The sequence below is a fragment of the Herbaspirillum sp. GW103 genome (genome assembly GCF_000261365.1).
GTDB lineage: Bacteria > Pseudomonadota > Gammaproteobacteria > Burkholderiales > Burkholderiaceae_D > Herbaspirillum.
Genome location: NZ_AJVC01000006.1, coordinates 53259 through 78266, shown reverse-complemented (window position 1 = coordinate 78266; position 25008 = coordinate 53259). Strand labels below are relative to the sequence as shown.

The following is a 25008-nucleotide window of genomic DNA, read 5'->3' as shown; positions in this document are numbered from 1 at the left end:
TGAGGAAGGCCACCCGCCATTGCCTCGCTCACCCGGAAAACCACATCACGAAAAGACCGGGTGCATGACCAGAAGACGTCGCGCGGCGGGGCCGCGCCGACGCTATCCAACGTTCTCAATCAAGGAGACCTCAGTGCAAAAGACTCATCTGGCGGCCAGCATGCTGGCCGCATTCGCCGCGTTCGCCACGACCTCGGTCCAGGCGCAAACCTCCGTCACCATCTATGGCCTGGTCGATTCGGGCGTGGAATACCTCACCAATGCCAACGCCGCCGGCAACGGCCTGGTGCGCTTGAATTCGGGATCCATGAACACCTCGCGCATTGGCTTTCGCGGTACGGAAGACCTGGGCGGCGGCCTCAAGGCCATCTTCCAGCTGGAAAACGGTTTCAAGCTGGATAACGGCGCCCTCGATGGCGATGCCAACCAGCTCTTCAACCGCCAGTCCAATGTTGGCCTGGAAGGCGGCTTCGGCCGCGTAGTCGTGGGTCGTTCCTTCTCCACCACCTATGACTTCATCCTGCCGTTCGACCCCATGGGCTACTCGGCCAACTATTCGTGGGTGACTTCGGCCGGTGCTACCGGTAGCCGCAAGGACGGCATGCTCACCGGCGTGTCCAACCTGGTCAAGTATCAGGGCCAGTTCGCGGGCGTGAAGCTGGGCGCGACGGTCGGCTTCGGTGAGGTGGCCGGCGAGACCCGCAACGGTGCCAAGTATGCCGTCGGCCTGGGTTGGGGGACCGGCCCGTTCAGCGTGGCTGCGACCTATGACCGCAACAACAGCACCAGCACCGCCAATACCCCCTATGACCGTGCCACCAGCGCCCACCTGGCCGCGGGCTACCAGCTCTCCGATGCGTGGAAGTTCAACCTCGGTTATCGCTACTACAAGAAGTCTCTGGCCACCGGTGCGGCCGATCTGCGCAGCGACTTCTACTGGGGTGGCGTGACCTGGAAGTTCACGCCGGCCATGAGCGTGATGGGTGCGATCTACTACCAGAACATCAAGAACGTAGCCAACGATGCCGATCCCATCATGTATTCGCTGCGCTTGAAGTATGCGCTGTCCAAGCGCACCGACCTGTACCTGAGCACGGCCTATGCCAAGGCCAGGAACAACCAGCTGGTGGGCCTGTCGCGTGATGATGCCGGCTTCGGCAGCAGCCAGTTCGGTACCACCCTGGGCATGCAGCACCGCTTCTGATGCAACGGTAATGCCCAGGCCCGGCACGCGCGCCTGGCGTGTCGGGCCACGATAGTCTTGAGCCGTCCTTGACCGGTGCACCCCTGCAAGTTGCAGGCGTGCGCCGTTTTTTCATCTGGACCAGGGGGACGGGGCATGCAGTTGCAGGCGATCGAGCAGGTCTTCATCGCAGGCTGTGCGGTTGCAGTCGGTGAGACTGGCCACCAGGTGCGCCCCCACCATCAGTAGGAAGAGCGTGCTCACCACGATCCTGCCCCAGGGGATGCGACGCGGTTCATCTTGCCGTTCCGCGCTTTGCAACAGCAGCAGCGTGGCCGGATATTCCGCGCTCTTGACGCACAGCAGCAAGGCGATCACCAGGATGGACACCAGGGCAAACAGGGCCGTCCAGGTATAGAAGTGCATGCCCTGGAACATCGGTCCCTGCGGCGTCTGCCCGGCCAGGGCCTCCAGCGAGATCTGGCGCAGCGCGATCAGCCCGGTCAGCAGCGCACCCACCAGCGCGACCCCATAGTGCGCGCTCTTGACCCCGAAGCGCAGATTGCGCATGAAGCCGATGCCGGTCAGGATGATGCCGGTGCGCTGCAGCAGGCACAGCGGACAAGGCGCCACCAGCAGTACCCACTGGTAGTACAGCAGCAGGCCCAGGCAGGCAGTGACGGCCAGCAGGCACAGGCAATTGAGAAAGATCCCGCCCGGCAGGACGGGTTCGCGCGGCGTGAAGACGACGGAACGATCCATGAGACGGTGCCATTACAGGACGAAACCCAGGTGACCCTGGGTGGTTTGACTGAACCACCACAGGGTGACCCCGGTGCTTGCCAACCATAGCTTGTTGCTCAATGATTTCCAGCCCAATGCAATGCCGAGGACGGTCAGGAAGGCCAGCAGAAAAGGAAGATAGAGGAACATGGGATGACCCGGAGTTGATCCCGATTCATATCCGGGAGTTTGTTTGTGTGCTTTGATACCAATCGTAGCCGAATGCCCGCGCAAATCTCGCGCCAAAACATCGAATAAAATCGAGATTTACCGAGAATATTCAGCTTCAGCGCGATTTCACTGAAACCCATCAATAGAGGAGACAACAATGCAGGCATCAGCAAGCGGCCCCTGGTCCGGTCATCAGGAGGTACGGCGAGTGGCGGTGGTGGGGACGGGCGTCATCGGCGCCAGCTGGGTGGCCTATTTCCTGGCGCGGGGGCTGGAGGTGTCGGCCACCGACCCGATGCCGGGCGCGGAGGAAAAGCTGCGGGCCGCCGTGGCGCGCCACTGGCCCAGCCTGGAAGAGCTGGGCCTGGCGCCGGGCGCCTCGCCGGAGCGACTGCGCTTCTCGGCGTCGCTGGAAGAGGCGTTGCAGGGGGCGGACTTCGTGCAGGAAAACGGCCCCGAGCGGGAAGATCTCAAGATCGATCTGTTCCAGCGCATGGATGCCGTCCTGCCGGCCCATGTGGTGCTGGCGTCGAGTTCGTCGGGCCTGCTGATGAGCAAGGTGCAGGCGGCCTGCCGCCATCCGGGGAGGGTGGTGCTGGGCCATCCTTTCAATCCTCCGCACCTGATCCCGCTGGTGGAAGTCATCGGTGGTGCGCAGACCTCGCCCGAAGCGGTGCAGGCCGCGCTGGCGTTCTATACCGCCATCGGCAAGAAGGCCATTCATGTGCGCAAGGAGGTCAAGGGTCACATCGCCAACCGCCTGCAGGCCGCGTTGTGGCGCGAGGCTTTCCACCTGGTCGAGCAGGGCGTGGCCAGCACCGAGGACATCGATACGGCCATCGCCTATGGCCCCGGCCTGCGCTGGGCGCTGATGGGGCCGTATCTCAACCTGCACATGTCGGGCGGGGAGGGCGGCATCGGGCATATGCTCGATCACCTGGGGCCACCCATCGAGAGCTGGTGGGCCGACCTGGGAGCGCCAGCCATCACGGATGCACTCAAGGCGCAGATTGGCGCGGGCGTGGCACAACAGATGCGCGGCAAGACCTCCATCGACCTGGCCGCCGAGCGTGACCAGTTGCTGGTGCAGTTGCTGGCGGCCAAGAGCAAGACCCAGGTCATTCCTTGAAAACTAAGTATTTGGAATTCTTTCTCTAAGTCGGCTTTCCTTAAAAACTTAGAAAAATTGATCGGTGTTCATTCGGTCTTCATTGTGAAAATAACCAACCGTTCGGACTGAGTAGCGGCCACGCCGCGTATCGAAGACGCTGTGCAGCATGATGATGATTTCACCCGCGTAGCCCCTTCGAGTCGGCCCCGAGGGACCTGCTCAGTCCGAACGGTTTCTGATGGCCCTCATTCATTTGTGCGAGCGCTTGCGCCGGCTCGGCGCCATTTCCCGCATCAGTGCAATGAAGCGTTGCGCCCCCAGCCCCAGCGGCTGATCCTTGTTCCACACCACATCCACCCACATGCGCTGCTGGTTGCTGATGTTGTCGAAATCGATGACCACCAGCGTACCGGCCTCGATCTGCGCCTGCACCAGGCTGTGCGGCAGGTAGGCCCAGCCCAGGCCCTCGCGTACCAGCGAGAGTGTGGCCAGGTGATTGTCGGTGCGCCACAGATGCCGTGCCAGGAAGAAGCGCGGGTCCGAGATGCTGGCATCGCGGCTGGCCACGGCGATCTGACGGATGTCATACAGGTCCTCGTAGCGCAGCTTGCGCTTCTTGCGCAGCCGTGCGGGATGATCAGGCGCGATCACGGCCACCATCATTTCGCTGCTGAATTCCTGGAAGGCTTCGCGATCATTGCCGGCGTGGCGCTCGAAGACCAGCGCCAGCTGCGCCGTATTGTCATAGAGCATGCGCATGGCATCGGCCTGGGGCGAGGACAGCACTTCCACCTCCAGCGAGGGAAACTCCCGGGCCAGCACCGCCAGCGGTTTGGCCCAGGGCACCGACAGCAGTTCCGGGGCGACCGCCAGGGTCAGCTTGCGCTCCAAGCCCTGGTGCATGGCCAGCGCATGCGCATCGAGCTGGCGCAGGGTGCTGGCCAGCAGGCGTGCATCCGGCTCCAGGGCGCGCGCCAGTTCGGTAGGGCGGGCATCGCGCGCGGTGCGGTCGAACAGGACCAGGTCCAGCTCGGCTTCCAGCTGGCTGATGGTCATGCTGACCGAGGACGGCACCCGGCCCAGCAGGCGCGCCGCTGCCGAAAACGAGCCACTGTCGAGCACTGCCAGAAAGACCCGGACGTTGTCACTGGAGAAAGCCATGGCATGTTCCTTCTGCAAGCCGGTCGGCCACCTGCCAGAAAAACTGAAAGAAGCCGACTTCATTCATCAAAAACTTCATCATAGAATGCTTTCCATCACGCGGCCAGACCGGGTCCGCCTCAGGGGGGCAAAGGGAGCTGGCGCGCTGCTGTCTTCAGGAGCACATCATGCAGGGATTCAAACGCAAGCTGGTCTATGCCTGCCTCTTCGAGGGGCTGGCCATCATTTTCACGACGGTCGGGCTGACCGTCTTCGCCGGTCATGACGGTGCGCATTCATCGGCGGCTGCGGTGGCCTCGTCGACGATAGCCTTCGTCTGGAATTTCATCTTCAACGGTCTGTTCGAGCGCTGGGAAGCCCGCCAGCCGCGCCGTGGCCGCAACTTCGCGCGCCGTGCGGCACACGCCCTCGGTTTCGAAGGCGGCCTGGTGGTGATGCTGGTGCCGCTGTTTGCCTGGTGGCTGGACATGAGCCTGTGGGATGCGCTGGTGCTGGACTTCGGGCTGATCGTCTTCTTCATGATCTACACTTACCTGTTCAACCTGGGCTTTGATCGCGTTTTCGGTCTGCCGAGCTCGGCCATGCCGGTCAACGCGCAGGCCGGTCCGGCACGCTGAGCGCGCGATGTCCGTGGACGCTTCCCTGGTGTATCGCTTGCAACAACTGATCGCCGCCGATGCGCATCGGCGCCCCTTGCTGGAGGCCGTGCGCAGCCTGGTACTGCCAGATGCGTGGATTGGTGCAGGCTTCGTCCGCAATGCCGTATGGGACGCGCTGCATGGCCGTGCGGCCACGGCCCCGCACAGCGATATCGATGTCATCTGGTTCGATCCGGTGCGCTGCTCGCCAGAACATGATGCCGAACTGGAGGCTCGACTGGCAGCGGCCTTGCCCGGTCCGCAGTGGTCGGTCCGCAACCAGGCGCGTATGCACCTGCGCAATGGTGATGCTCCCTACGCCAGCGCCACCGATGCCCTGCGTTACTGGCCCGAGACCGCCACCGCCGTGGCGGTACGGCTGACTCAGACGGGTGATGTCGTGGTGGCCGCGCCGCTGGGCTTGCAGGACCTGTGGCAAGGGGTGCTGCGCCCGGCAGGCGCTTTTGCTACCGTCAAGCGGGCGCAGTTCGTCGCGCGTGTCCATGGGCGCGGCTGGCTCGAGCGCTGGCCGCTTTTGCGTCTCGCCGCTGCCGAGGATGCAATAGAATAGGGCGCTCCTCTCCTTCTGTCTCCTTCTATCGTCAGCGCGCCCGCCATGTACATCCCCGCCCATTTCGCCGACAACGACACCACCAGCCTGCACCAGCTCATCGCCACCCATCCCTTCGGCGTGCTGGTCTCGCACACCGCCAGCGGACTGGATGCCAATCACCTGCCCTGTCATCTCGATGCCACTCAGGGCGCGCTGGGTAGGCTGCATCTGCATGTGGCGCGCGCCAATCCGCTATGGCGCGAACTGGCCGATGGCGATGCGGTACTGGTGGTGTTCTCGGCCGGCGACGCCTACATCTCGCCGAGCTGGTATCCCAGCAAGCACGAGGCACATCGCCAGGTGCCGACCTGGAACTACAGCGTGGCGCATGCCCACGGGCGCGTCACCATCCGTGACGACGAGCGCTATCTGCGCGGTGTGGTGGCGCGCCTGACGCGCACCCATGAGGCCGGAGAAACAAGGCCGTGGAAGATGTCCGATGCGCCCGCCGACTTTACCGATACCCTGCTCAAGGCCATCGTCGGTATCGAGATCGAGATCACGCGCCTGGAAGGCAAGCGCAAGCTCAGCCAGAACAAGGACGTGCGCGACATCGACGCTGCCGGCCGTACGCTGCTCGAGCGTGGTCAGGCAGAGGTCGGCGAGGCCATGCTGCAGGAGGCTGCCCGCAAGCCATCCTGAGCGGCGGCAATGAAACTGAGCAATCCTCACGTCGTATCGCGCACCTGTGTAGAATCCGGGAACCGGGCCGCTGTGCGCCCTTATCGGATTTTCTGATGTCATCGCGCTCACCCATGACTGCCCTGACCGCTTCCCCCACGTCCTCCTCGCGCAGCGATTCGCTGGGCTGCTCGGCCACTCGCCTGAAGCAGAGCCAGGAACTGCAGGGCAGTTACTTCAGCTTCTATCGCAAGCGGGTCGAGGGCGGCGAGGTCTCGCAGGTCCATACCCCGGCCTCCGATCGTGGTTTCCTGGTGGGTATCTCGATGGCCCCGCAACACCGCCGCAACATCTTCCGCGGCCGCCAGGGGGCGCAGTTCGAGTTCGGGCGCGGTGCCGTCTACATTCGTGATTTTTCCGAAGACTACCGGGCCGACCTGCAGACGCCCTTCGATTTCCTGCTGGTGGAGCTGCCGCTGTCCTGGTTCGCCACGGTCAATGAGGATCTGCGGGCAGGCAAGGCCAGCGGCCTGGCCACCGTCACCGGTCATGACGATCCGGTGCTGGCCCATCTGGCCGCTGCCCTGGCACCGGCACTGGCGCAGCCCGATGCCGACCAGCGCCTGTTCGTGGACCAGCTCGGCCTGGCCATGGGAACCCATCTGCTGCGGCGCTATGGTGGCGTCAGCCCGCCTGGTCAACGCCATATGCGGCTGTCGCGGCTGCATGAAGAGCGCGCCAAGCAGATGCTGTTGCAGAAGTCCAGGGACGCCCTCTCCATTGCGGACATCGCGCGCGAGTGCAACATGTCGGCCAGCTACTTCCTGCGCGCCTTCAAGGCCAGCACCGGTCACACGCCGCACCAGTGGCTGCTGATCCAGCGCGTCGACATGGCGCGCCATTACCTGCGCCTGACCCAGCTCTCGCTGGCCGACATCGCTGTGGCCTGTGGTTTCTACGACCAGAGTCATTTCACCCGTGTGTTCTCACAGATCGTCGGCAGCAGTCCGGGCGCATGGCGCCGTCGGTTGGGCTGACGGCCGGCCCACATCGCATCACGGCACGCGCGGCAGGTCGAAACCGAACGCGCTGCCTTGCGGCGAGGCCGCCGTCACGCGCAAGCGGCCGCGATGGGTCTCGATGATGGAGCGGCAGATGGCCAGACCCATGCCCATGCCGTTTTCCTTGGTGGTGTAGAAGGCGTCGAAGATGCGTGGCATGGCCTCGGGGGCGATGCCTGCACCGCTGTCCTGTATCGTCACCTTGACCCGCTGTTCATTGCAGCAGGTGGTGCTGATGCTCAAGGTGCGCGCGTTTTCCGGCACGCCGGTCATGGCATCGATGGCATTGACCACCAGGTTCAGCAGTACCTGCTGCAACTGCACCGTATCCCCCAGCACATGGACCTCGGCAGGGGAGAGCGAGAGGACCAGATGCACGTCGCGCTGCTCCAGTTCGCTGCGCGAGAGCGTCAGGATATGGCGGATCAGTGCGTGCAGGTCGATACGTTCGAATTGCGTCGCGTGCTTGCGGGTCAGGTTCTGCAGCCCGCTGATGATGCCGGCGGCGCGCTGGCCTTCGCTAATGATGTCGCGCAGGCTGGCACGCGCATGCTCCAGTTCAGGCGCGCTTCGGTCCAGCCAGCGCAGGCTGGCGCCGGCATTGGAGACGATGGACATGAGCGGCTGGTTGATCTCATGGGCGATGGAGGCCGTCAGCTGGCCCGCCGTGTTGGCGCGCGCCACGCGCTCCATGTCCACCTGGGCGGCGCGGATGGCGTACTCGGCCTGGCGCCGCACGGTGATATCGGTGGCCGTGCCCATGTATTCGGTAAAGGTACCGTCGACCCACACCGGCTTGCCGATGCCGGAGAGCGTACGTACTTCGCCGGTATCCTGGCGGCAGATGCGGTGCTCCAAGCGGATGGTGCCACCCATGGCGACGGCGGCGTTGACGGTGTCGATCACTTCCTGGCGGTCATCGGGGTGCATGAGCGCTGCGAACTCGTCATAGGTGATGCAGTTGCGGCCCGGCGGCAGGCCATAGATGCGACACAGTTCGTCGGAGCAGAACATCAGGTCTTCGCGCACCAGGTAGCGCATGCTGCCGGCGTGGTTGAAACGTTCGCCCTGCTTGAGCAGTTCCTGGCTGGTGCGCAGCTCGCGCTCGGCGCACAGCAGCATTTCCTTTTCCAGCAAGGCCCGGGCATGGTCGGCGGCATTGCTCAGCAGCACGGCGGCATGTGCTGCGATGTGGCGGGCGCAGCGTGTCATGGCCTGGCCGGGCGCATCGTCATAAAACAGCAGCAGTGCGCCATGCGACTGGCCACGATGACTCAGGATCAGCGTCAGTGCCGCCTGCAGATCATCCGGTCCGGCAATGCAGTAGCGCTGGCTGTTGCAGACCTCCAGTCCGTCACGCCGTGCCTCGGCCTCGATCAGGTCCAGGCCTGCTTCATGGCGCACCAGCAGGCAGCGCCGCGCGCCGGCAAGCTGGCAGAGGGCACGTGTGATGGCCGGCTTGAGCAGGACAGGGTCGAGCAGCGCCGACAGTTCGCACAGGGTTTGCAGCAGGGCATCGTCGTCGGCGGGACGCGGGTCGGACGGCAAGGGATTCTCCTGGCATGAATGTGGGCTCAAGGGCGCATTGTGCCGCATTGCCGGTCAGGGTGTCAGGGTGGTCCGTAGAGCCGGGTGGCCGTCAGGAGTACCAGCAGGGTATCGGCATCGACCGGCTTGGCCAGCAGTGCGATCCCCATGGCAGTGGCGCGCTGTTGCTGCAGTGCCGTGGCCTGCGCCGACAGCAACAGCAGCGGCAGGTCCGGTCGCAGCAGGCGCAATTGCTCGGCCAGTTCGAAACCGCTCATCCTCGGCAGGTTCAGATCGACGATGGCGCAGCCCGCCACGGGCAGGCAGGTACTGGAGAGAAAATCCTCGCCGCAATCGAAACTGCAATGACGGTGGCCGGCGGAGTCCAGCAGGTTGCACAGCGCTGTGCGAACGCCGGGATCGTCATCGATCACGGCGATGGGGCGGTGTGATGCGGGCATGGTCTCCCCCTGGCTCATCATCGTCAGCGCTGTGGCCTGCGATACCTGGCCTACTGCTGGTCCGGCGGTGGCGTGCCGGTGATCTTGGGCATGCACTCGCGGTGGAACCAGGACGCCGTCAGCGCTTCCCCGGCCAGCTTGCGACGCGCGATGGGGACCAGTTGTTCGCCGATGAGCATGCCCAGCAAACCGAGCAGGGCGATGATGGGCGGAGCCGGCGACTGCACGTGCAGGGCGGCATAGATCAGTCCGGCCAGCAGGCCCATCAGGAGGGAGATCAGATAGGGTTTCATGCGTACTCCAGGAATCAATGGCCCAGCAGGGGCCCCAGGCCGTTGACCAGGCGCTCGGCCAGCACCATGCCCAGCAGGCCGATCAGGGCGATGCCCGGTGGCGCCGGTGAGCGCACCTTGAAGAGCGCATAGACGAGACCGATCAGGATGCCGGCCCCCAGTGAAATCAGATAAGCGGACATGGCCCGGCTCCTCATGAAGGTGGGGCGCCGCCGCCTCCGGCCGATCGACGGCTGCAGGGCGGCGGCGCCAGTGGCTGCGGGCGCTTACTTGGCCGGGACCGGGGCCAGGGTCTTCTGGTTGCCGTGCGGGCGCTGTTCGGCCTTGTGCACCATGGTGTAGGCGTAGTCCACACCCATGCCGTAGGCGCCGGAGTGCTCGCGCACGATGTCCATGACAGCGCTGTAGGTTTCCTTGCGGGCCCAGTCACGCTGCCATTCCAGCATCACCTGTTGCCAGGTCACGGGGATGACGCCGGCCTGGATCATGCGCTGCATGGCGTAGTCATGGGCTTCCTTGGAGGTGCCGCCGGAAGCGTCGGCCACCATGTAGATCTCGTAGTCGCCTTCGGCCATGGCGCACAGGGCGAAGCTGTTGTTGCAGACCTCGGTCCACAGACCCGCCACGACCACCTTCTTCTTGCCGTTGGCCTTGAGGGCGTCGCGCACCTTCTGGTCGTCCCAGGAGTTCATGGAGGTACGCTCCAGGATGTCGTGCTCGGGGAACACCGACAGCAGTTCCGGATAGGTGTAGCCGGAGAAGCCCTGGGTTTCCACGGTGGTGATGACGGTGGGGATGTTGAACACCTTGGCCGACTTGGCCAGGGCGACGACGTTGTTCTTCAGTGCCTGGCGGTCCATCGATTGCACGCCGAAAGCCATCTGCGGCTGATGGTCGATGATGATGAACTGACAGTTGGTCGGGGTCAGCACGTCGAGCTTGGTATTGGTGGTCATGATGATTCCGTAGGTGGATGATGGTGGAGGAGTGTGCCGGCCTGGCGGCGGGAGCGGCGAAGCAGACCGGTGGACAGCGGGAGCGAGGCTGCCGGAGGCGATCATAGGCAAGCGGGGGGAGCGCTGCCATTATCTGTTCGTATAGCTAGACGCTGGCTGTGCGTTTTTGCACACTGCAAACACCGATAAAAGCATCAACAAAAGCGCAGGGGATGAGCAGTTCGCGGCAAGCGGCCTCACTACCTGCGCAATTCGCCCTCTCCATCGCCTTAGTCCATGCCCGGAGCCTCCATGATGACCGCAACCAGCGTGACCCCTGATCTGATCCTCTTGAACGGCAAGATCCACACCGTCGACAAGCAAAACCCCATCGCCGAGGCCCTTGCCATCGGCGGCGGAAAATTCCTCGAAGTCGGCAGCGCCGCCGACGTGATGCGTCTGAAACAAGCCACCACCCAGGTCATCGACCTGGGCGGGCGCACCGTCATCCCCGGCCTGAATGACTCCCACCTGCACCTCATTCGCGGTGGCCTGAACTACAACCTGGAACTGCGCTGGGAAGGCGTGCCCTCGCTGGCCGATGCGCTGCGCATGTTGAAGGACCAGGCCGCGCGTACTCCGCATCCGCAATGGGTGCGTGTGGTGGGCGGCTGGACCGAATTCCAGTTCGCCGAAAAGCGCATGCCCACGCTGGAAGAATTGAACGCCGCCGCGCCCGATACCCCGGTCTTCGTGCTACACCTGTATGACCGCGCCCTGCTCAACCGCGCCGCGTTGCAGGCCGTCGGCTACACCAGGGACACGCCCAATCCCCCGGGCGGCGAGATCGTGCGCGATGCCTCGGGCAACCCGACCGGCATGCTGATCGCCCGTCCCAATGCCATGATCCTGTATGCCACCCTGGCCAAGGGACCGACCCTGCCTCAGGAATACCAGGTCAACTCGACCCGCCAGTTCATGCGCGAGTTGAACCGCCTGGGCGTGACCAGCGCCATCGATGCCGGCGGCGGTTTCCAGAACTACCCGGATGACTACCAGATCATCAACAAGCTGGCCGCCGAGGGCCAGTTGACCATCCGCATTGCCTACAACCTGTTCACGCAGAACAAGGGCGGTGAGCTGGCCGATTTCCAGAAGTGGACCGGCCTGGTCAAGCCGGGTGACGGCGACGATTTCCTGCGCCATAACGGCGCAGGTGAAATGCTGGTGTTTTCCGCCGCCGACTTCGAGGACTTCCTGGAGCCGCGCCCCGACCTGGCCGAGGGCATGGAAGAGGAACTGGAGCGCGTGGTGCGTCATCTGGTGTCCAATCGCTGGCCATTCCGCCTGCATGCCACCTATGACGAATCGATCGCGCGCATGCTCGACGTGTTCGAGAAGGTCAACCGCGACATTCCCTTCGATGGCCTGCACTGGATGTTCGACCACGCCGAGACCATCACCGAGCGCAACATCGAGCGCGTCAAGGCGCTGGGCGGCGGCATCGCCATCCAGCATCGCATGGCCTTCCAGGGCGAGTACTTCATCGACCGCTACGGTAGCGATGCTGCCGAGCACACGCCCCCGATCGCCAAGATGCTGGAGATGGGCGTGCCAGTCGGCGCCGGTACCGATGCCACCCGCGTGGCCAGCTACAACCCCTGGACGGCACTGTACTGGTTGGTCTCCGGCCGTACTGTTGGCGGCACCCAACTGTACCGGTCAACTGGCAGGTTACCTCGCGAAACTGCACTGGAACTGTGGACCGCAGGCAGCGCCTGGTTCTCCAGCGAACAGGCAAAAAAAGGCCGCATCCGGGCCGGCCAGCTGGCCGACCTGGCGGTGCTGTCGGCGGACTTCTTCAGCGTGCATGAAGACCAGATCAAGGCCATCGAATCGCTCATGACCGTGGTCGATGGCAAGGTGGTCTATGGTGCCGGGCCGTTCTCCTCCTACGGACCCGGCGAGATCCCGGTCTTGCCCGAGTGGTCGCCGGTGGCCAAGGTGCCGGGGCACTACCGCGCCGTTGCCGGGGGCGATGCCGCCCGCCAGAAGAAGACCGCGCTGCCGCATGCCTGCGCGGGCTCCTGTGGTGTCCATGGACATGCGCATGACGTGGCGCGCAAGTCCAGCGTTCCGGTGTCCAATTTCGCCGGATTCTGGGGCGCGTTGGGTTGCAGTTGCTTTGCGTTCTGACGGGAGCCGATCATGCAAACGCGCCATCCCGCCCGCCGGCCGGGTTTGCCGGTCCCGCCCCTGGACGTGGGGCTGTTGTTCCTGCGTGTGGCGGGCAGCTTCATGCTCTTCTACGTGCATGGACTGCCCAAGCTCACCCATTACGCCCATGAGCTGACCGTCATCGAAGACCCCTTCGGCCTGGGCCCGACGGTCTCGCTCTGGTCGGCCATCCTGGCCGAGGCGCTGTGCCCGGTGCTCATCGCCCTGGGCCTCTTCACCCGCCTGGCCTGCCTGCCCGTCATCGGGGTACTGCTGGTGGCCATGCTGGCGGTGCATCCTGACTGGAGCATTGCCGAGGGCCAGTTCGGCTGGCTGCTGCTGGTGATCTTCACGGCCATCGCGTTGTGCGGTCCCGGCCAGTGGCGGCTGGGCCAGGCTGCGGCGCAGCCTTAGGAGCTGCCCGGCCACGGCGGTCGGTGTCGTCCCATCCCTGTTCTCAAGCCGCCCTGCATGCAGGGCGGCTGCTGTCCCCCTGCACGCTGGCCGCGCAAGCGGCAACGTCCACATTACTTCACAAGGAGTCACACCATGAGCACCCTCACCACCCGCGACGGTACTGAAATCTATTACAAGGACTGGGGCAGCGGCCAACCGGTCGTCTTCGGCCACGGCTGGCCGCTGGATGGCGACATGTGGGAATACCAGATGAACTTCCTGGCCGAGCGCGGCTATCGCGTCATCGCCTATGACCGCCGTGGTTTCGGTCGTTCCGGCCAGCCCTGGAGCGGCTATGACTACGACACCTTCGCCGACGACCTGGCCGAGCTGATGAACAAGCTGGACCTGCAGGGCGCCACCCTGGTCGGCTTCTCCATGGGCGGTGGCGACGTGGCCCGCTACATTGGTCGCCACGGCAGCCAGCGCGTGGCCAAGGCGGCACTGCTGGGTGCGGTCACGCCGATCTTCGGCCAGGCCCCGGACTTCCCGCAGGGCGTACCGGCCGAGGTCTTCGCCGGTATCAAGGAAGGGCTGTTGAAGGATCGTGCGCAATTCATCAGCGATTTCGCGGCGGTCTTCTTCGGCACCAATCGTCCCGGCAAGGCCAATGCGGTCAGCGCGGGCGTGCTGGCACAGACCTTCAACATCGCCATGCTGGCTTCGCTCAAGGGCACGCTGGATTGCGTGACGGCCTTCTCCGGCACCGATTTCCGGGCAGACATCAAGAAATTCAACTTCCCGACCCTGGTGATCCACGGCGACGACGACCAGGTCGTGCCCTTCCAGACCACCGGCAAGCTGGTGGCCGAGATGGTGCCGGGGGCACAGCTGAAGATCTACGGCGGTGCACCGCACGCCCTGTGCGCCACCCACAAGGATCAGATCAACGAAGACCTGCTGGCCTTCCTGAAGGGGTGAGCACCATGAGCCTGGACGCAACCCAACGCCAGCAGCTGGAAAAGCGCCGGCTGGCGCCGCTGGCCACGCCCGGCGCACTTTCGGCGCTGGCCACGCAGGAAATCGGCGGGGCGCTGACCATGTTGCTGGCGGATATCTTCGCGCTGTACCTGAAGACCAAGAATTTCCACTGGCACATGTCCGGCCCGCACTTCCGTGACTACCACCTGCTGCTGGACGACCAGGCGCAGCAGATCATCGCCATCACCGATGCGGTGGCCGAGCGGGTCCGCAAGATCGGCGCGACCACGCTGCGTTCCACCGGCCATGTCGGCCGGCTGCAGCGACTGGCCGACAACGATGCCGATTTCGTCACGCCCTCCGACATGCTGGCCGAACTGCGCGAAGACAATCTGCGCCTGGTCGGTTTCATGCTGGCCACCCACGCGCTGTGCGACGAGCATGGCGACGTGGCCACGGCCAGCCTGCTGGAGAACTGGATCGACGAGGCCGAGCAGCGGGCCTGGTTCCTGTTCGAATCGGGGCGCACTTCGATGTGAGTCCTGTAGGCCGGGACTGGAAAAAGGCAGAGCTTGACGGCTCTGCCTTTTTTGCGTTTTCCTTCACCCAGCTTCGGATGCGCCGGCCTGTGGGCGGCGGCTGGAGCGGATTGTTGTTTTTTTATTCACTTTGACCGATTTTTCGCGTGATCCAGCCCATCTCCCAGCGATTCATGAAGCGCATTCGTCTGCAGGACGACATCCTCCTGGCACGTGCGACCCAGTCGCCTGCCGGGGGCGTCCCGGCAGGTGTCGCGCCGGTGATCGACATTCCCGGCGAGGATGCCTTTTCGGTCATCGTGCAGTTGCAGGATTTTCGCCATCACAAGCTCTGGCGCGCCGGGCAGCTGGTGCATGCCGGTGGCCACCGCCTGGGGGAGATGGCCATTACCGACCTGCGCGAGCAGTGGCGTTGCCAGCATCTCTCGGGCTACGACAACGTGCGCCTGCAGTTGCCGCGTACCACGCTGGAGCGCTGGAGCGAGGAGCATGGTCGGCGCATTGGCCTGCTGCAACAGCGGCAGGGCGTACGCGATCCGGTGGTCTGGCATCTGGTCCAGGCCATGTTGCCGATGCTGGGGGAGGCGGCCGGACAGGTCGAGCAGGGCGAACAGGGTGATACGGTCTTTGTCGACAGCGTCATGCTGGCCCTGCATACCCATCTGGCGCAGCGTTACGGCGGCCAGCCCTTGGCGCGCAGCGGCGGCCGCCTGGCCGGGTGGCAGCAGGTGCGGGTGCGCGACTACATGCTGGCGCATCTGGGGCAGCCGGTGCGCCTGGCCGAGCTGGCGGCGCAATGCGGGCTGTCGCGCGCGCATTTCTCACGCGCCTTCAAGCTCAGCTTCGGCTTGCCCCCGCATGCCTGGCTGCAGCGCCAGCGCATCGCTCTGGCCTGCCGTCTGCTGCGCGAGGGCGACAAGAGCATGTCGCTCGTTGCGCTGGAATGCGGGTTTGCCGACCAGAGTCACTTCAGCCGGGTGTTCAAGCAGGTGATGGGGGTGGGGCCGATGGGGTGGGTGAGGGGATAGGGCTGGCCTCATTCACCCAGCACGGAAATATGCGTGCGTACGTCGGGAGTCAATAACGGTGCGATGGTCTGTTCCGCATAGATCCTGTCGCCACGGCCGGTTACCACGACCAGATGGACCTCAGGATCTGCCGGCCGTGTCGGTTGTCCCGGCCGGATGGCCTTGATCGTTCTGCCCAGCGCAGAGCCATGTCTGGGGCGACAGGCGCGAATGTACTGTTTCCATTCGTTCCAGAGTTGCTCGACGCCATCCTTGTGCTCTGCGTAGCGGACGTCGATTCCACACAGGTCATCTCCCTTGCTGACCAGGAAATCAATGTGCTCGCCGGAGCAGGAAGGCGTGACGTGAAAGAAGGCGTTGCCGGAACGCTGCAACATCTGCGCAACCAGGCCCTCTGCAAATTGATGTGCGATTTCATGACGGCGGGAATGTGGCATGGTGGTTCCTCAGAGGAGCCGCCGCAATGGCGGATTGTTGCGAAGTGCCCAGACGCGGGAGACTTCGTTGTAGATCGCGATCTTGACGGCGTCCTCGGCGAGGTCATGCCGTGGCTCCAGGCGTGTGATTCCTGTCGGGAGACCCGCATCGATTCCCTTCACGTAGATTCTTTCCCGCCGTATCGTACTGCGGTCCACGATGCCTACGAAGAAAGGTGTCTTCATCGCCTGCGCACGGGCGACCGCTCGCGCGCTGAAACGTAGCGCATAGGCGCCTGTGGTATCCGGGGCCTTGAGGGTGGTCTTGACCTGCAAGAAGAAGAAAGGCCCGAGGCGCTGGGCATTCGCATCCAGGAGATACACAACATAGTCATAGGTCGGTTCCTTGCCCCCGAAATGGAGTGCTTCAAACAGGCAGCCGACTTCATCGGATAGAAAACCAGGTGGCATTGAGGTCGACGGCTGGACCGGACGCATCAGTTCAATACCGCAGAGGTATTCACCCCCTGCGCCAATGACGTTCTTGAGATTGCCCATCGTGAATGTGCGAGCAGTGATGAAGACTGCCCGAGCCCTGTCAAAACTGCACAGATTAATGATGGGAATAAAGGAAAGGGACAGGAGCGCGGCAAAAAGTCGGATAGATTCGAATGCCTTCGAATCCCATCATCCGTGCAGGTCGGTTGTGTCCGGACGGACGAGTAGACCGGTAAGGACAGCCCCCGCTTGCCGCGTTAGCGCTGCCGCGCCGATTGAATCTGCAAGCGCTCCGCTGCGCGCACCAGGTCGGCCAGGGTTCTGGTCTGCATCTTGTCCATCACGCGACGCTTGTGGACCTTGACGGTGATTTCACTGATGCCCAGCTCGGTGGCGATCTGCTTGTTGAGCAGCCCGCCGATGGCCAGTTCCAGCACTTCGCGTTCGCGCGGCGTGAGCTTTTCCAGGCGCAAGGTGTTGGCGGCCTGCTCCACCCGTTGGTGCAGGTTGCGCCCGGCGATGGTCAGGGCATCCTGCACCGCACCCAGCAGACGTTCGTCTTCGATGGGCTTGGTGAGGAATTCATGCGCGCCCGCCTTCATGGCCTGTACCGTGACGGGGATGGTGCCGTAGCCCGAGATGAAGATGACCGGAATGGCATCACCGCGCTGTTCCAGACGCCGTACCACCTCGAAGCCGTCCGAGCCCGGCATCTTCATGTCCAGCAGCAGGCAGCAGGGTGCGCCCGGCAGGGTTTCCCGCAGGAATTCATCGGCCGAGGCAAAGCCGCGTGCCTTCAGACCGGCCGAGGCCAGCAGTCTCAACAGGGCGGTCCTGACCATGCCATCGTCATCAACGACGTATACGGTGCTTTCCATAGTGCCATCCGTCTTGCCGGTTGCAAAAATCCTGGGCCGAACAGGTGCGCGGACCCGCCCGCATCCGCGGGCGCCACAGGCCATGTCGTGCCGTTGTTCAGTTCGCATGATCGGCATTCCGGCCAGGCTTGGATTGTACAAACGTGCTGTTTTTTGTAGAAAATGCCTTTGCTGCATCCCGGCAGACGATCTTGTTGTCGGTCAGGCAAGGAGTCGGTCCCGGTCAGGCTTGTCTTATCCACAGGGATAATGGGCGCACGGCCGCAGCGGTGCTAAGGTGTGCGGCCTGGCTCCCCGCCTCACCACAGCGAGATCCCCCATGCAAGCCGCACAACGCAACCGCCTCCAGTCCTCGGGACTGGCCTTTCTCGCCGCCTATGTCGATACCCTGGGCTTCATCGCGCTGTTCGGCCTGTTCACGGCCCACGTGACGGGCAACTTCATCCTCATCGGTGCCGCCCTGGCCGACAGTGCGCAGATGTCCATCCTGCTCAAGTTCCTGGCCTTCCCGGCCTTCATTGTGGGGGTGGCGGTGGCGCGCCTCTACATCGCCGCCATCCAGCGCCGCGCGGGTCGGGCGCTGGGCTGGTCGCTGCTGCTGCAACTGCTGCTGCTGACCGGATTCATGCTCTGCGGTATCGCCGCGGCCCCGGTGCAATCGCCCACGGCAGGCTGGGTGATGGCCGCCGGACTGCTGGGTACGGCGTCCATGGGCGTGCACAGCGCCATCAGTCGCCTGCTGCTGGCGCACCTGGCACCGACTTCGCTGATGACCGGCAATGTCACCCAAGTGGTGATCGATGTGGTGGACATGCTGCGCGGTGCCGCCGATGCCGGGACCACCGAGCGCTGCATCAAGTTCGTGTGGCCGGTATTGTCCTTCGGCGCAGGGGCCATCGCCGCCGCCTTCGCCTATCACGCCATCGGCTTTGCCGGGCTGATGGTGCCGGTGCTGATCCTGGTGGCGCTGGTGGTGTGGGAATTCCGCCAACCGCTGCCGGCCAAGGCGGCAGGGCTGTGAACAAGGCGCGGCTGGAAGCCTTCAGCGATGGCGTCATCGCCATTGCCATCACCATCATGGTGCTGGGCCTGCAGACACCGCAGGGCGCCAGCCTGGCCGACCTGGCGCCGCTCATGCCGCCGCTGTTGAGCTATGTGCTCAGCTTCGTCTATATCGGCATCTACTGGGTCAATCATCATCACCTGCTGCAGCTGGCCACGCAGGTGGATCGCCGCGTGCTGTGGGCCAATCTGCACCTGCTGTTCTGGCTGTCGCTGCTGCCCTTCGTCACCTCGTGGGTGGCCAACCATCATCGCCAGAGCGTGCCGGTGGCTTGCTATGGCGTGGTGCTGCTGATGTGCTCGGTGTCTTTCCTGCTCTTGAAGCGCGCCTTGCGCCACAGCGAGGCCGCGCATCCTTCGCTGGCGGCGCTGCTGGGCCATGGACGCAAGAATGCGCTGTCCATCCTGCTCTATGCGGTCGCCATTCCGCTCTCGCTGGCAGCACCGCTGGGCGCCACCGCCATCTACGTGCTGCTGGCCCTGTTGTGGTTCCTGCCGGATCATCACGTGGGGGCGGCGCGTCCCGACTGAGGGCGCGGGATCAGCCGCCGAGCTTGTCCCACAGCGGCTGGCCGTTGAAGTCGCGGATCACCGCATGGGCGCCGGCGGCACGCAGGCGCGCTTCATCCAGCCCGCCCAGCATGCCGAAGGTCCACACTCCGGCGCTGCTGGCGGCTTTCACACCCGAACTCGAATCCTCGAAGGCCACCGCCTGTTGCGGTGTTCCGCCCAGCAGTCGTAACGCGGTCAGGTAGGGCAGCGGATCGGGCTTGGCACGTTCCAGTTCGTCGCCAATGACCAGCGTATCGAAACGACCGGCCAGGCCGGTGGCGTTGAGCATCAGCTCGGCATTGGCGCGCGGTGCATTGGTGACCACCGCCGTGCGCGCGCCGATGCGGGCGATATGGTCGAGCAGGCGCTCGATGCCGGCCGTAGGGGCGACCTGCCGGTCCAGCTGGGAACGGAAGAGTTGTTCCTTCTCTTCGGCCAGCGGTTGATATTCCGAGGCCGGCATGCCGGGGAACAGGTGACCGAAGATCATGGCATTGGAGGCACCCATGATGTGGGTCTTGTAGTAATCGAGATCCACCGAACGGTTCCAGCGCGAGAGGATGGTGTTGAAGGCAGCGTGGTGCAGGGCATCGCTGTCCATGAGCGTACCGTCGAGGTCGAACAGGAAGTGGGTGATGGGAGTCGTGGCCATGGGATCCGTAGCAGAGTCAAGCGGCTGTGCCGCACGGGGAGCCGCCCATTCTATAAGACCCGGCGCGCCCATGCCGAGCAGTTTTTCGTAGCGATCCCGGTACGCCTGCATGGTCCTTCTCCTGCATGCCGACTACCGGTATGCCTGCTCTCCTACGCCACCTGCCGAACTGCGCCGATGGCGTCACCGCCGCCGCGCCCCTACAGTCTTCCCGTGGCAATGCCGCCCGGCCCTGCGCTCGCCGCAGAGATCAATCCATCCAGAATCCACCGAGAATTGCGAGCAGACTCATGACCACCTCCAGCATTCATTCCCTTCCAGCGGCCAGTGTCGAGGCCGTCAACAACAACGGTTCCGGCGTCTCCTGGGGCGCCATTCTGGCGGGCGCCTTCGCCGCCGCCGCGCTGTCGTTCATCCTGGTGATGCTGGGCTTCGGCCTGGGCTTCTCCTCCATCTCGCCGTGGTCCGGCCAGGGTATTTCGGCCAAGGCCATCGGTTACTCCACCGCCGGCTGGCTGCTCTTTACCCAGATCGCGGCCTCGGCCATCGGCGGTTTCCTGGCGGGCCGCCTGCGCGTGAAATGGGCGGGTCTGCATACCCGTGAAGTCTATTTCCGCGATACCGCGCATGGCCTGCTGGCCTGGGCCGTGGCCTCGCTGGCCACCGCCGCCCTGCTGGGTTCGGCCGTGGGCAGCGTGATCTCGGGCGGTGCCAAGACCCTGGGTGCCGCCGGTGGCGCGCTGGGGACCGGTACTGTTGCGACCGCAGCGGCCATGGGCCCGGACGGCGCACAACAGGCAGGCAACCTGGCCGATCGCGCCTCGGGATATTTCATCGACTCCATGTTCCGCACCGATACCAACACGACCGCTACCCCCAACGCTGGCGCTGCACCTGCTGCACCGCTGGCCGCACCGACCCCCGCTGATGGCCGTGAACTGAGCTCGGCCCAGCGCATGGAAGTGGTCCGCGTGTTCGGCTATTCGCTGGCCAACCAGCAACTGGCGGACAACGACAAGCGCTACCTGGGCCAGCTGGTGGCACGCCATACCGGCCTGTCGCAAGCCGATGCCGACAAGCGCGTGGCCGATACCTTCGCCGCCTACCAGCGCAACCTGGAGCAGGCTGCCGCCAAGGGCAAGGAAGCCGCCGATGCCGCCCGCAAGGCGGCGGCCTATGCCTCGCTGTGGATGTTCCTGGCGCTCCTGTGCGGGGCCTTCGTCGCCAGCCTGCTGGCCACTTATGGCGGTCGCCTGCGTGACCGCAACGAACTCTACGGCGAACCGGTCCTGCATCACGAGCTCCATGCTCACCGCGTCGCCGAGCCCGAGCTGCGCTGAAGCGGCGCGACCGGAAACACATCCGCATCCCAACTTTCAAAGGAGACTGACATGGGCGCCATTCTGCTCTGGCTCTTGGGGATTCCCATCCCCATCATCCTGCTGCTGATCCTGTTGTTCTGAGGGTTTCGGCTCGCATGAAGGAAAATGACAAAGGGCGGCCTGCGGGCCGCCCTTTGTCGTAGGGTACTACGATTGCCGCTCAGGGCGGGTGAAGCTTTCCGTCAAATTCCCGACCCCGCCCCGACCCGCCTCACAGGCCGAAGATGCTGGCCGTATTGGCGCTGTTGTACATCACGTTCTGCAGCATCAGCGTATAGGTCACCGTACCCGGTCCGGCCCCGTCCAGATCGATCGTCAGGCGCGTGTCGTTGGCATTGGCACCGGCCGAGGCCGTCACGAATCTGGACAGGTTGGCCAGGGTAAGGGTCTGGTTGAAGACCTCGACCTTGTCCACGCCCAGCGTGAAATCGCCCACGGTCGCGGACAGGTTATCGTTGTGGCCGAAGGAGCCGACGATGATCTTGTCCTGACCGGCGCCGGTCTGCACGAAGGTCGCCGCACCGTAGCGGGTAGCGCCAAGGGCGATGTCGTCATTGCCGTTGACCAGCGTGAAACTGAGCCAGCTGCCCAGCACGCTGGTGCCCCCGCCCTGCTGCATGCCGGTCTGGCTGGAGATGCCGTCGGCGCTGCTGATGCCATCATCACCGCTGGCGTCCATGCGCAGTGGCACCTGGGCCGGTGCGGTCTTGTCCAGGGTGAACTTGAGTTCGCTGCCCAGTTCGCGGGTACTGCCCTGGGCAACCCCCGATTGGGCGGCGGTCCGCACGATGCGCGCCTTGAGCCAGACCTGGCCTTCGGTCAGGGGGAGCTTGCTCGAGACGTAGCCCACCTGGCCATTGCTGTCGGGTGCCGTGGCTTCATCAGCGAAGTTGTCGGCCACGCCCGGGGTGTTGTCGCGCACGGCCAGCAGGATCAGGCCCTTGTAGTCGGGTTGGTCCAGCACCAGCGAATAGCGGCCATTGATCACCGGCACCGGCTTGCCGATCACGTTGCCCTGGCTGTCGTAGGCGGTGATGGTGGCATTGTTGAGCGGACCCAGGACGGTGGCACCGGAGAGCGTGGTGCCCGCTTTGGGCACTGCGGCCGCACCCGACTGGCCGCCACCGCCGCCGCCACCACCACCACCGGCTGCCGCTGCCAGCAGGCCCAGGCCACCGGCGACCAACGGCCAGGAGAAGGACAGGCCGCCGCCGTTGTCGGCGGCTTGGGTGCTGCTGCCCTCGGTGAGGGAAGAGGATGGGATGGCCGATTTCTGCGCCACCTCGCTGGCCGCCAGCGGCTGCTTGAGCGCGCCATCACTGGCCAGGGTGGCCACGGGCTTGCCGTCGTCGACCTCCGCTCGGGCCTCGGCTTGTTCTTCGTCCTTGTCTTTGGCGGTGTCCTTGGCCTTGGCCTTGACCACGCGCTTGATGCCATAGCGCTTGACTTCACTGGCCGTGAGGGGAGCGGTGGCATCGTTGGGGACTTCGATGTGGTTCAGCTTCTCGAAGACATCGCCCAGGGCGACGTCGCCGTCGGCGAATTCCAGGACCAGCTGCGGTGAGTTCACGGCGGTCACGGCGCCACGGCTGATGATGATCTTGTGACCGTTCTCCATCACCAGGGCCAGGTCGTTGTCGATGGCGCGCACATCCTTGATATCGCGCTTGTTGATCGTGCGCAGCAGGGTGCTGGCTTCAGTCAGGTTCAATACGGTAACGCTCATGTTGTCTGCTCAGTCGTAGAAGGCGCACCGGATCGCATCATCCGGCACACATGTTGATCACGACTACGCCAACCGCAGGGCGCACGAGTCCAGGCCGCTCTCCGGGGAGGGCAGCGCGACGTTCATTGCGGTTGAGACAGGACTGTCCGGATCAAAGCTCTGCTCTCGGATCAGTGGGGCGAAGCCTGTCTCGGTGGTGGTAGGTGAAGGGGTTTCTGCAGGGGGCGGTCAGCCTTGTCTTGTTCTCTCGTGGCTCGACCGCATCCTCCTCGCATGACCTGTACTTCCGCCACGGCGTAGATTAACGGCGGAAACTATGCGGCTGCAGTTGGCAGAGAGCTATCGAAATAATTCGATATTTCCCGCCTAGAAGCAGTTGTTCTGGCAGCTTTCAAAAGCCTGACAAGGCCCGTGGAAATGCGGCAAAACAAAAGGGTAATCGTGCAGAAACGGGTAACCGGAAGGATGCCGATGATCGCTTCCGATGTCCTCGGCAAGAGTGACTGCGCAGCGGGAAAAATCCGTGCACTGCGAACGGGGATCTGCAGGATGAAAAGCCCTTCTCCTGTCCTGCGAAAAGGGGACGCCTGGCGTCCCCTTCGATGTCGGTTCGGGCCTGGGCCGTGGCGGGGATCAGTCTTCTTCGACCCAGTCCACCACCGCGCCCAGCGAGCGCAGGTTTTCCACGAACTTGGGATGAGCGCGCCGGATCGGCAGGGCGTTGCGGATTTCCGAGCGGCCCTCGATGCTGGCGGCCACCATGAACAGGGCAATGGCCACGCGGATGATGTAGGGGCTCTCCACCGAAGCCGGTGACAGCGGCAAGCCGCCGAAGGTGATCAGGCGATGCGGGTCGCCCAGGAACACGTGGGCACCGAACTTGGAGAGCTCGCTGCTCCAGCCCATGGCGCCATCGTAGATCTTGTTCCAGAACATGGTGTTGCCCTCGGCCTTGACCCCCAGTGCGATGAAGATGGGCAGCAGGTCCACCGGCAGATAGGGCCAGGGCGCGGCTTCCACCTTGGTCAGGATGTTGCTGGTGAAGGGTTTGACGACCTTCAGCGGCCCGTTCTGGCGCGTGTGCGACCAGCCGTTTTCATGCACCACTTCCACGCCGAACTTGGCGAAGGTACGGTCGATCAGCGGGAACTGTTGCGGGGCGCTGTTGCGCACGCGCACCTGGCCGCCGGTGATGGCGCCCATGGCCAGGAAGGTGGCGATCTCGTGGAAATCCTCATCGAAGCGGAACTCGCCACCGCCCAGCGGCTGGCCGCTGCCGCGCACGCTCACGCGCGAGGTGCCGATGCCATCGATCTGCACGCCCATCATCGCCATGAAACGGCAGAACTCCTGCACGTGCGGCTCGGAGGCGGCATTGGTGAGCACCGATTCCCCGTCGGCGGCAGCCGCGCAGAGCACGAAGTTCTCGGTGGTGGTGACCGAGGCATAGTCCAGCCAGTGATGATTGGCCTGCATGCGGCCGGCGCTGCGGATGATGAGCGAGTCGGGGCTGCTCTCCACCTGCGCCCCGAAGCGCTGGAACACCTCGACGTGCGGATCGATCTCGCGCACGCCCAGGGTGCAGCCCTTGACGTCGTTTTCCAGCCGCGCCACGCCGAAGCGCGCCAGCAAGGGCGGCACCAGCATGATGGAGGAGCGCATCTCCTCCGGCAGATGGTGCAGCTTGGGATCGAAACGGGTATCGCGGTGATGCAGCTCCAGCACGCCGCTGGCATAGTCCACCTGCACCTGGCTGCCGAGCACGCGGAAGATCTCCAGGATCTTCTTGACGTCGGTGATCTCGGGAATGCCGATCAGGCGCAGTGGCTGGTCGGTCAGGAGCGTGGCACAGAGAATGGGCAGGACGGCATTCTTGTTGGCGGAGGGGATGATGTCGCCGCGCAGCGGGCGGCCGCCGTGTACGATGAGATTGGACATGAGGAAATCGTTGATTCAGTCGGACGGAGAGCGCCGGGAGCAGCCTGCCCCGGCCAGCAATGGACAGATTATGCGCCGCCGGGTTGCAGCCGGGGAAGCAAATTGTGGCTGCGGGGGGACTTGTCAGTTTGTCATATTGTTCATTTGTCGTTATACACAGCTGAAGGGGGCTGCATCAAAAGCCA

The 25008-nt window shown here is 64.2% G+C and carries 28 protein-coding genes; 14 read left to right on the top strand and 14 right to left on the bottom strand.

The features are described 5' to 3' along the window. The first annotated feature begins 133 nt into the window (after window positions 1-133). Window positions 134-1204, top strand: a complete 1071-nt coding sequence (locus GWL_RS18905) for a porin (protein WP_008333296.1) — start codon at window positions 134-136, stop codon at window positions 1202-1204. Between the two features lie 111 nt (window positions 1205-1315). Here the strand turns inward: GWL_RS18905 and GWL_RS18900 are convergent, their stop codons facing one another. Together GWL_RS18900 and GWL_RS23725 are read right to left on the bottom strand one after the other, a co-directional pair. Next, entirely contained in the window at window positions 1316-1945 is a 630-nt protein-coding gene (locus tag GWL_RS18900) for a disulfide bond formation protein B (protein WP_008333294.1), read from the bottom strand. A gap of 12 nt (window positions 1946-1957) precedes the next feature. Then, window positions 1958-2116: a hypothetical protein gene (locus tag GWL_RS23725; RefSeq protein ID WP_008333293.1), complete on the bottom strand. Its 159-nt coding sequence runs from the start codon at window positions 2114-2116 to the stop codon at window positions 1958-1960. A 178-nt stretch (window positions 2117-2294) separates the two neighbouring features. Between GWL_RS23725 and GWL_RS18895 the strand changes: the two genes are divergently transcribed. After that, entirely contained in the window at window positions 2295-3266 is a 972-nt protein-coding gene (locus GWL_RS18895) for a 3-hydroxyacyl-CoA dehydrogenase NAD-binding domain-containing protein (protein WP_034351469.1), read from the top strand. A 231-nt stretch (window positions 3267-3497) separates the two neighbouring features. Here GWL_RS18895 and GWL_RS18890 read toward each other — a convergent pair whose 3' ends face one another. Beyond that, a complete protein-coding gene (locus GWL_RS18890) occupies window positions 3498-4409 on the bottom strand; it encodes a LysR family transcriptional regulator (RefSeq protein ID WP_008333291.1) in 912 nt (303 codons plus the stop codon). Window positions 4410-4576: 167 nt separating this feature from the next. Between GWL_RS18890 and GWL_RS18885 the strand changes: the two genes are divergently transcribed. The 4 genes from GWL_RS18885 to GWL_RS18870 all read left to right on the top strand — a co-directional run bounded on the left by GWL_RS18885 (window position 4577) and on the right by GWL_RS18870 (window position 7318). Next, window positions 4577-5026 (top strand): PACE efflux transporter, encoded by a 450-nt coding sequence (locus tag GWL_RS18885; RefSeq protein ID WP_008333290.1) that lies wholly within the window; start codon window positions 4577-4579, stop codon window positions 5024-5026. 7 nt (window positions 5027-5033) lie between these two features. Continuing rightward, window positions 5034-5618 carry a nucleotidyltransferase family protein gene (locus GWL_RS18880; RefSeq protein WP_008333289.1) on the top strand — a complete coding sequence of 195 codons (585 nt, stop codon included), beginning with the start codon at window positions 5034-5036 and terminating at the stop codon, window positions 5616-5618. A gap of 45 nt (window positions 5619-5663) precedes the next feature. Then, window positions 5664-6302 carry an FMN-binding negative transcriptional regulator gene (locus tag GWL_RS18875; protein WP_008333282.1) on the top strand — a complete coding sequence of 213 codons (639 nt, stop codon included), beginning with the start codon at window positions 5664-5666 and terminating at the stop codon, window positions 6300-6302. 113 nt (window positions 6303-6415) lie between these two features. Beyond that, entirely contained in the window at window positions 6416-7318 is a 903-nt protein-coding gene (locus GWL_RS18870) for a helix-turn-helix domain-containing protein (protein ID WP_008333280.1), read from the top strand. A gap of 18 nt (window positions 7319-7336) precedes the next feature. Here GWL_RS18870 and GWL_RS18865 read toward each other — a convergent pair whose 3' ends face one another. From GWL_RS18865 to GWL_RS18850, 5 genes are all read right to left on the bottom strand, one after another. Continuing rightward, on the bottom strand, window positions 7337-8890 hold the full coding sequence (locus GWL_RS18865) for a sensor histidine kinase (RefSeq protein ID WP_008333278.1): 1554 nt from the start codon (window positions 8888-8890) through the stop codon (window positions 7337-7339). Between the two features lie 62 nt (window positions 8891-8952). Then, window positions 8953-9330, bottom strand: a complete 378-nt coding sequence (locus GWL_RS18860; protein WP_237713606.1) for a response regulator — start codon at window positions 9328-9330, stop codon at window positions 8953-8955. Between the two features lie 50 nt (window positions 9331-9380). Next, window positions 9381-9623 carry a DUF1427 family protein gene (locus GWL_RS18855; protein WP_008333276.1) on the bottom strand — a complete coding sequence of 81 codons (243 nt, stop codon included), beginning with the start codon at window positions 9621-9623 and terminating at the stop codon, window positions 9381-9383. A gap of 14 nt (window positions 9624-9637) precedes the next feature. Next, a complete protein-coding gene (locus GWL_RS23115) occupies window positions 9638-9805 on the bottom strand; it encodes a DUF1427 family protein (protein WP_008333275.1) in 168 nt (55 codons plus the stop codon). Window positions 9806-9889: 84 nt separating this feature from the next. Further along, window positions 9890-10579 carry a hydrolase gene (locus GWL_RS18850; protein ID WP_008333274.1) on the bottom strand — a complete coding sequence of 230 codons (690 nt, stop codon included), beginning with the start codon at window positions 10577-10579 and terminating at the stop codon, window positions 9890-9892. 291 nt (window positions 10580-10870) lie between these two features. Between GWL_RS18850 and GWL_RS18845 the strand changes: the two genes are divergently transcribed. The 5 genes from GWL_RS18845 to GWL_RS18825 all read left to right on the top strand — a co-directional run bounded on the left by GWL_RS18845 (window position 10871) and on the right by GWL_RS18825 (window position 15719). Then, complete coding sequence (locus GWL_RS18845) at window positions 10871-12754, top strand: amidohydrolase (RefSeq protein ID WP_008333272.1); 1884 nt, start codon at window positions 10871-10873, stop codon at window positions 12752-12754. Window positions 12755-12766: 12 nt separating this feature from the next. Continuing rightward, window positions 12767-13189, top strand: coding sequence for a DoxX family protein (locus tag GWL_RS18840; protein WP_008333270.1), 423 nt, complete (start codon window positions 12767-12769; stop codon window positions 13187-13189). A 135-nt stretch (window positions 13190-13324) separates the two neighbouring features. Next, window positions 13325-14152 carry an alpha/beta fold hydrolase gene (locus GWL_RS18835; protein ID WP_008333269.1) on the top strand — a complete coding sequence of 276 codons (828 nt, stop codon included), beginning with the start codon at window positions 13325-13327 and terminating at the stop codon, window positions 14150-14152. Window positions 14153-14157: 5 nt separating this feature from the next. Beyond that, on the top strand, window positions 14158-14691 hold the full coding sequence (locus GWL_RS18830) for a Dps family protein (protein WP_034351661.1): 534 nt from the start codon (window positions 14158-14160) through the stop codon (window positions 14689-14691). Window positions 14692-14864: 173 nt separating this feature from the next. Continuing rightward, on the top strand, window positions 14865-15719 hold the full coding sequence (locus tag GWL_RS18825) for an AraC family transcriptional regulator (protein ID WP_034351466.1): 855 nt from the start codon (window positions 14865-14867) through the stop codon (window positions 15717-15719). 8 nt (window positions 15720-15727) lie between these two features. On the opposite strand, the gene GWL_RS18820 is transcribed toward GWL_RS18825, so the two are convergent. The 3 genes from GWL_RS18820 to GWL_RS18810 all read right to left on the bottom strand — a co-directional run bounded on the left by GWL_RS18820 (window position 15728) and on the right by GWL_RS18810 (window position 17511). Then, window positions 15728-16156 carry a hypothetical protein gene (locus tag GWL_RS18820; RefSeq protein ID WP_008333266.1) on the bottom strand — a complete coding sequence of 143 codons (429 nt, stop codon included), beginning with the start codon at window positions 16154-16156 and terminating at the stop codon, window positions 15728-15730. A 9-nt stretch (window positions 16157-16165) separates the two neighbouring features. After that, window positions 16166-16693: a hypothetical protein gene (locus GWL_RS18815; RefSeq protein ID WP_008333265.1), complete on the bottom strand. Its 528-nt coding sequence runs from the start codon at window positions 16691-16693 to the stop codon at window positions 16166-16168. Between the two features lie 197 nt (window positions 16694-16890). After that, window positions 16891-17511 carry a response regulator transcription factor gene (locus tag GWL_RS18810; RefSeq protein ID WP_008333264.1) on the bottom strand — a complete coding sequence of 207 codons (621 nt, stop codon included), beginning with the start codon at window positions 17509-17511 and terminating at the stop codon, window positions 16891-16893. A gap of 319 nt (window positions 17512-17830) precedes the next feature. Between GWL_RS18810 and GWL_RS18805 the strand changes: the two genes are divergently transcribed. Beyond that, window positions 17831-18532: a YoaK family protein gene (locus GWL_RS18805; RefSeq protein ID WP_008333262.1), complete on the top strand. Its 702-nt coding sequence runs from the start codon at window positions 17831-17833 to the stop codon at window positions 18530-18532. Further along, on the top strand, window positions 18529-19104 hold the full coding sequence (locus tag GWL_RS18800) for a TMEM175 family protein (RefSeq protein WP_008333261.1): 576 nt from the start codon (window positions 18529-18531) through the stop codon (window positions 19102-19104). Before GWL_RS18805 ends, GWL_RS18800 begins: the two co-directional genes overlap by 4 nt. A gap of 10 nt (window positions 19105-19114) precedes the next feature. On the opposite strand, the gene GWL_RS18795 is transcribed toward GWL_RS18800, so the two are convergent. Next, window positions 19115-19777 carry an HAD family phosphatase gene (locus GWL_RS18795; protein ID WP_034351464.1) on the bottom strand — a complete coding sequence of 221 codons (663 nt, stop codon included), beginning with the start codon at window positions 19775-19777 and terminating at the stop codon, window positions 19115-19117. 290 nt (window positions 19778-20067) lie between these two features. Between GWL_RS18795 and GWL_RS18790 the strand changes: the two genes are divergently transcribed. Continuing rightward, window positions 20068-21117, top strand: a complete 1050-nt coding sequence (locus tag GWL_RS18790) for a hypothetical protein (protein WP_008333255.1) — start codon at window positions 20068-20070, stop codon at window positions 21115-21117. A gap of 253 nt (window positions 21118-21370) precedes the next feature. Here GWL_RS18790 and GWL_RS18785 read toward each other — a convergent pair whose 3' ends face one another. After that, a complete protein-coding gene (locus GWL_RS18785; RefSeq protein ID WP_008333253.1) occupies window positions 21371-22885 on the bottom strand; it encodes a hypothetical protein in 1515 nt (504 codons plus the stop codon). 633 nt (window positions 22886-23518) lie between these two features. After that, on the bottom strand, window positions 23519-24823 hold the full coding sequence (locus tag GWL_RS18780) for a UDP-N-acetylglucosamine 1-carboxyvinyltransferase (RefSeq protein WP_008333249.1): 1305 nt from the start codon (window positions 24821-24823) through the stop codon (window positions 23519-23521). Window positions 24824-25008: the final 185 nt, after the last annotated feature.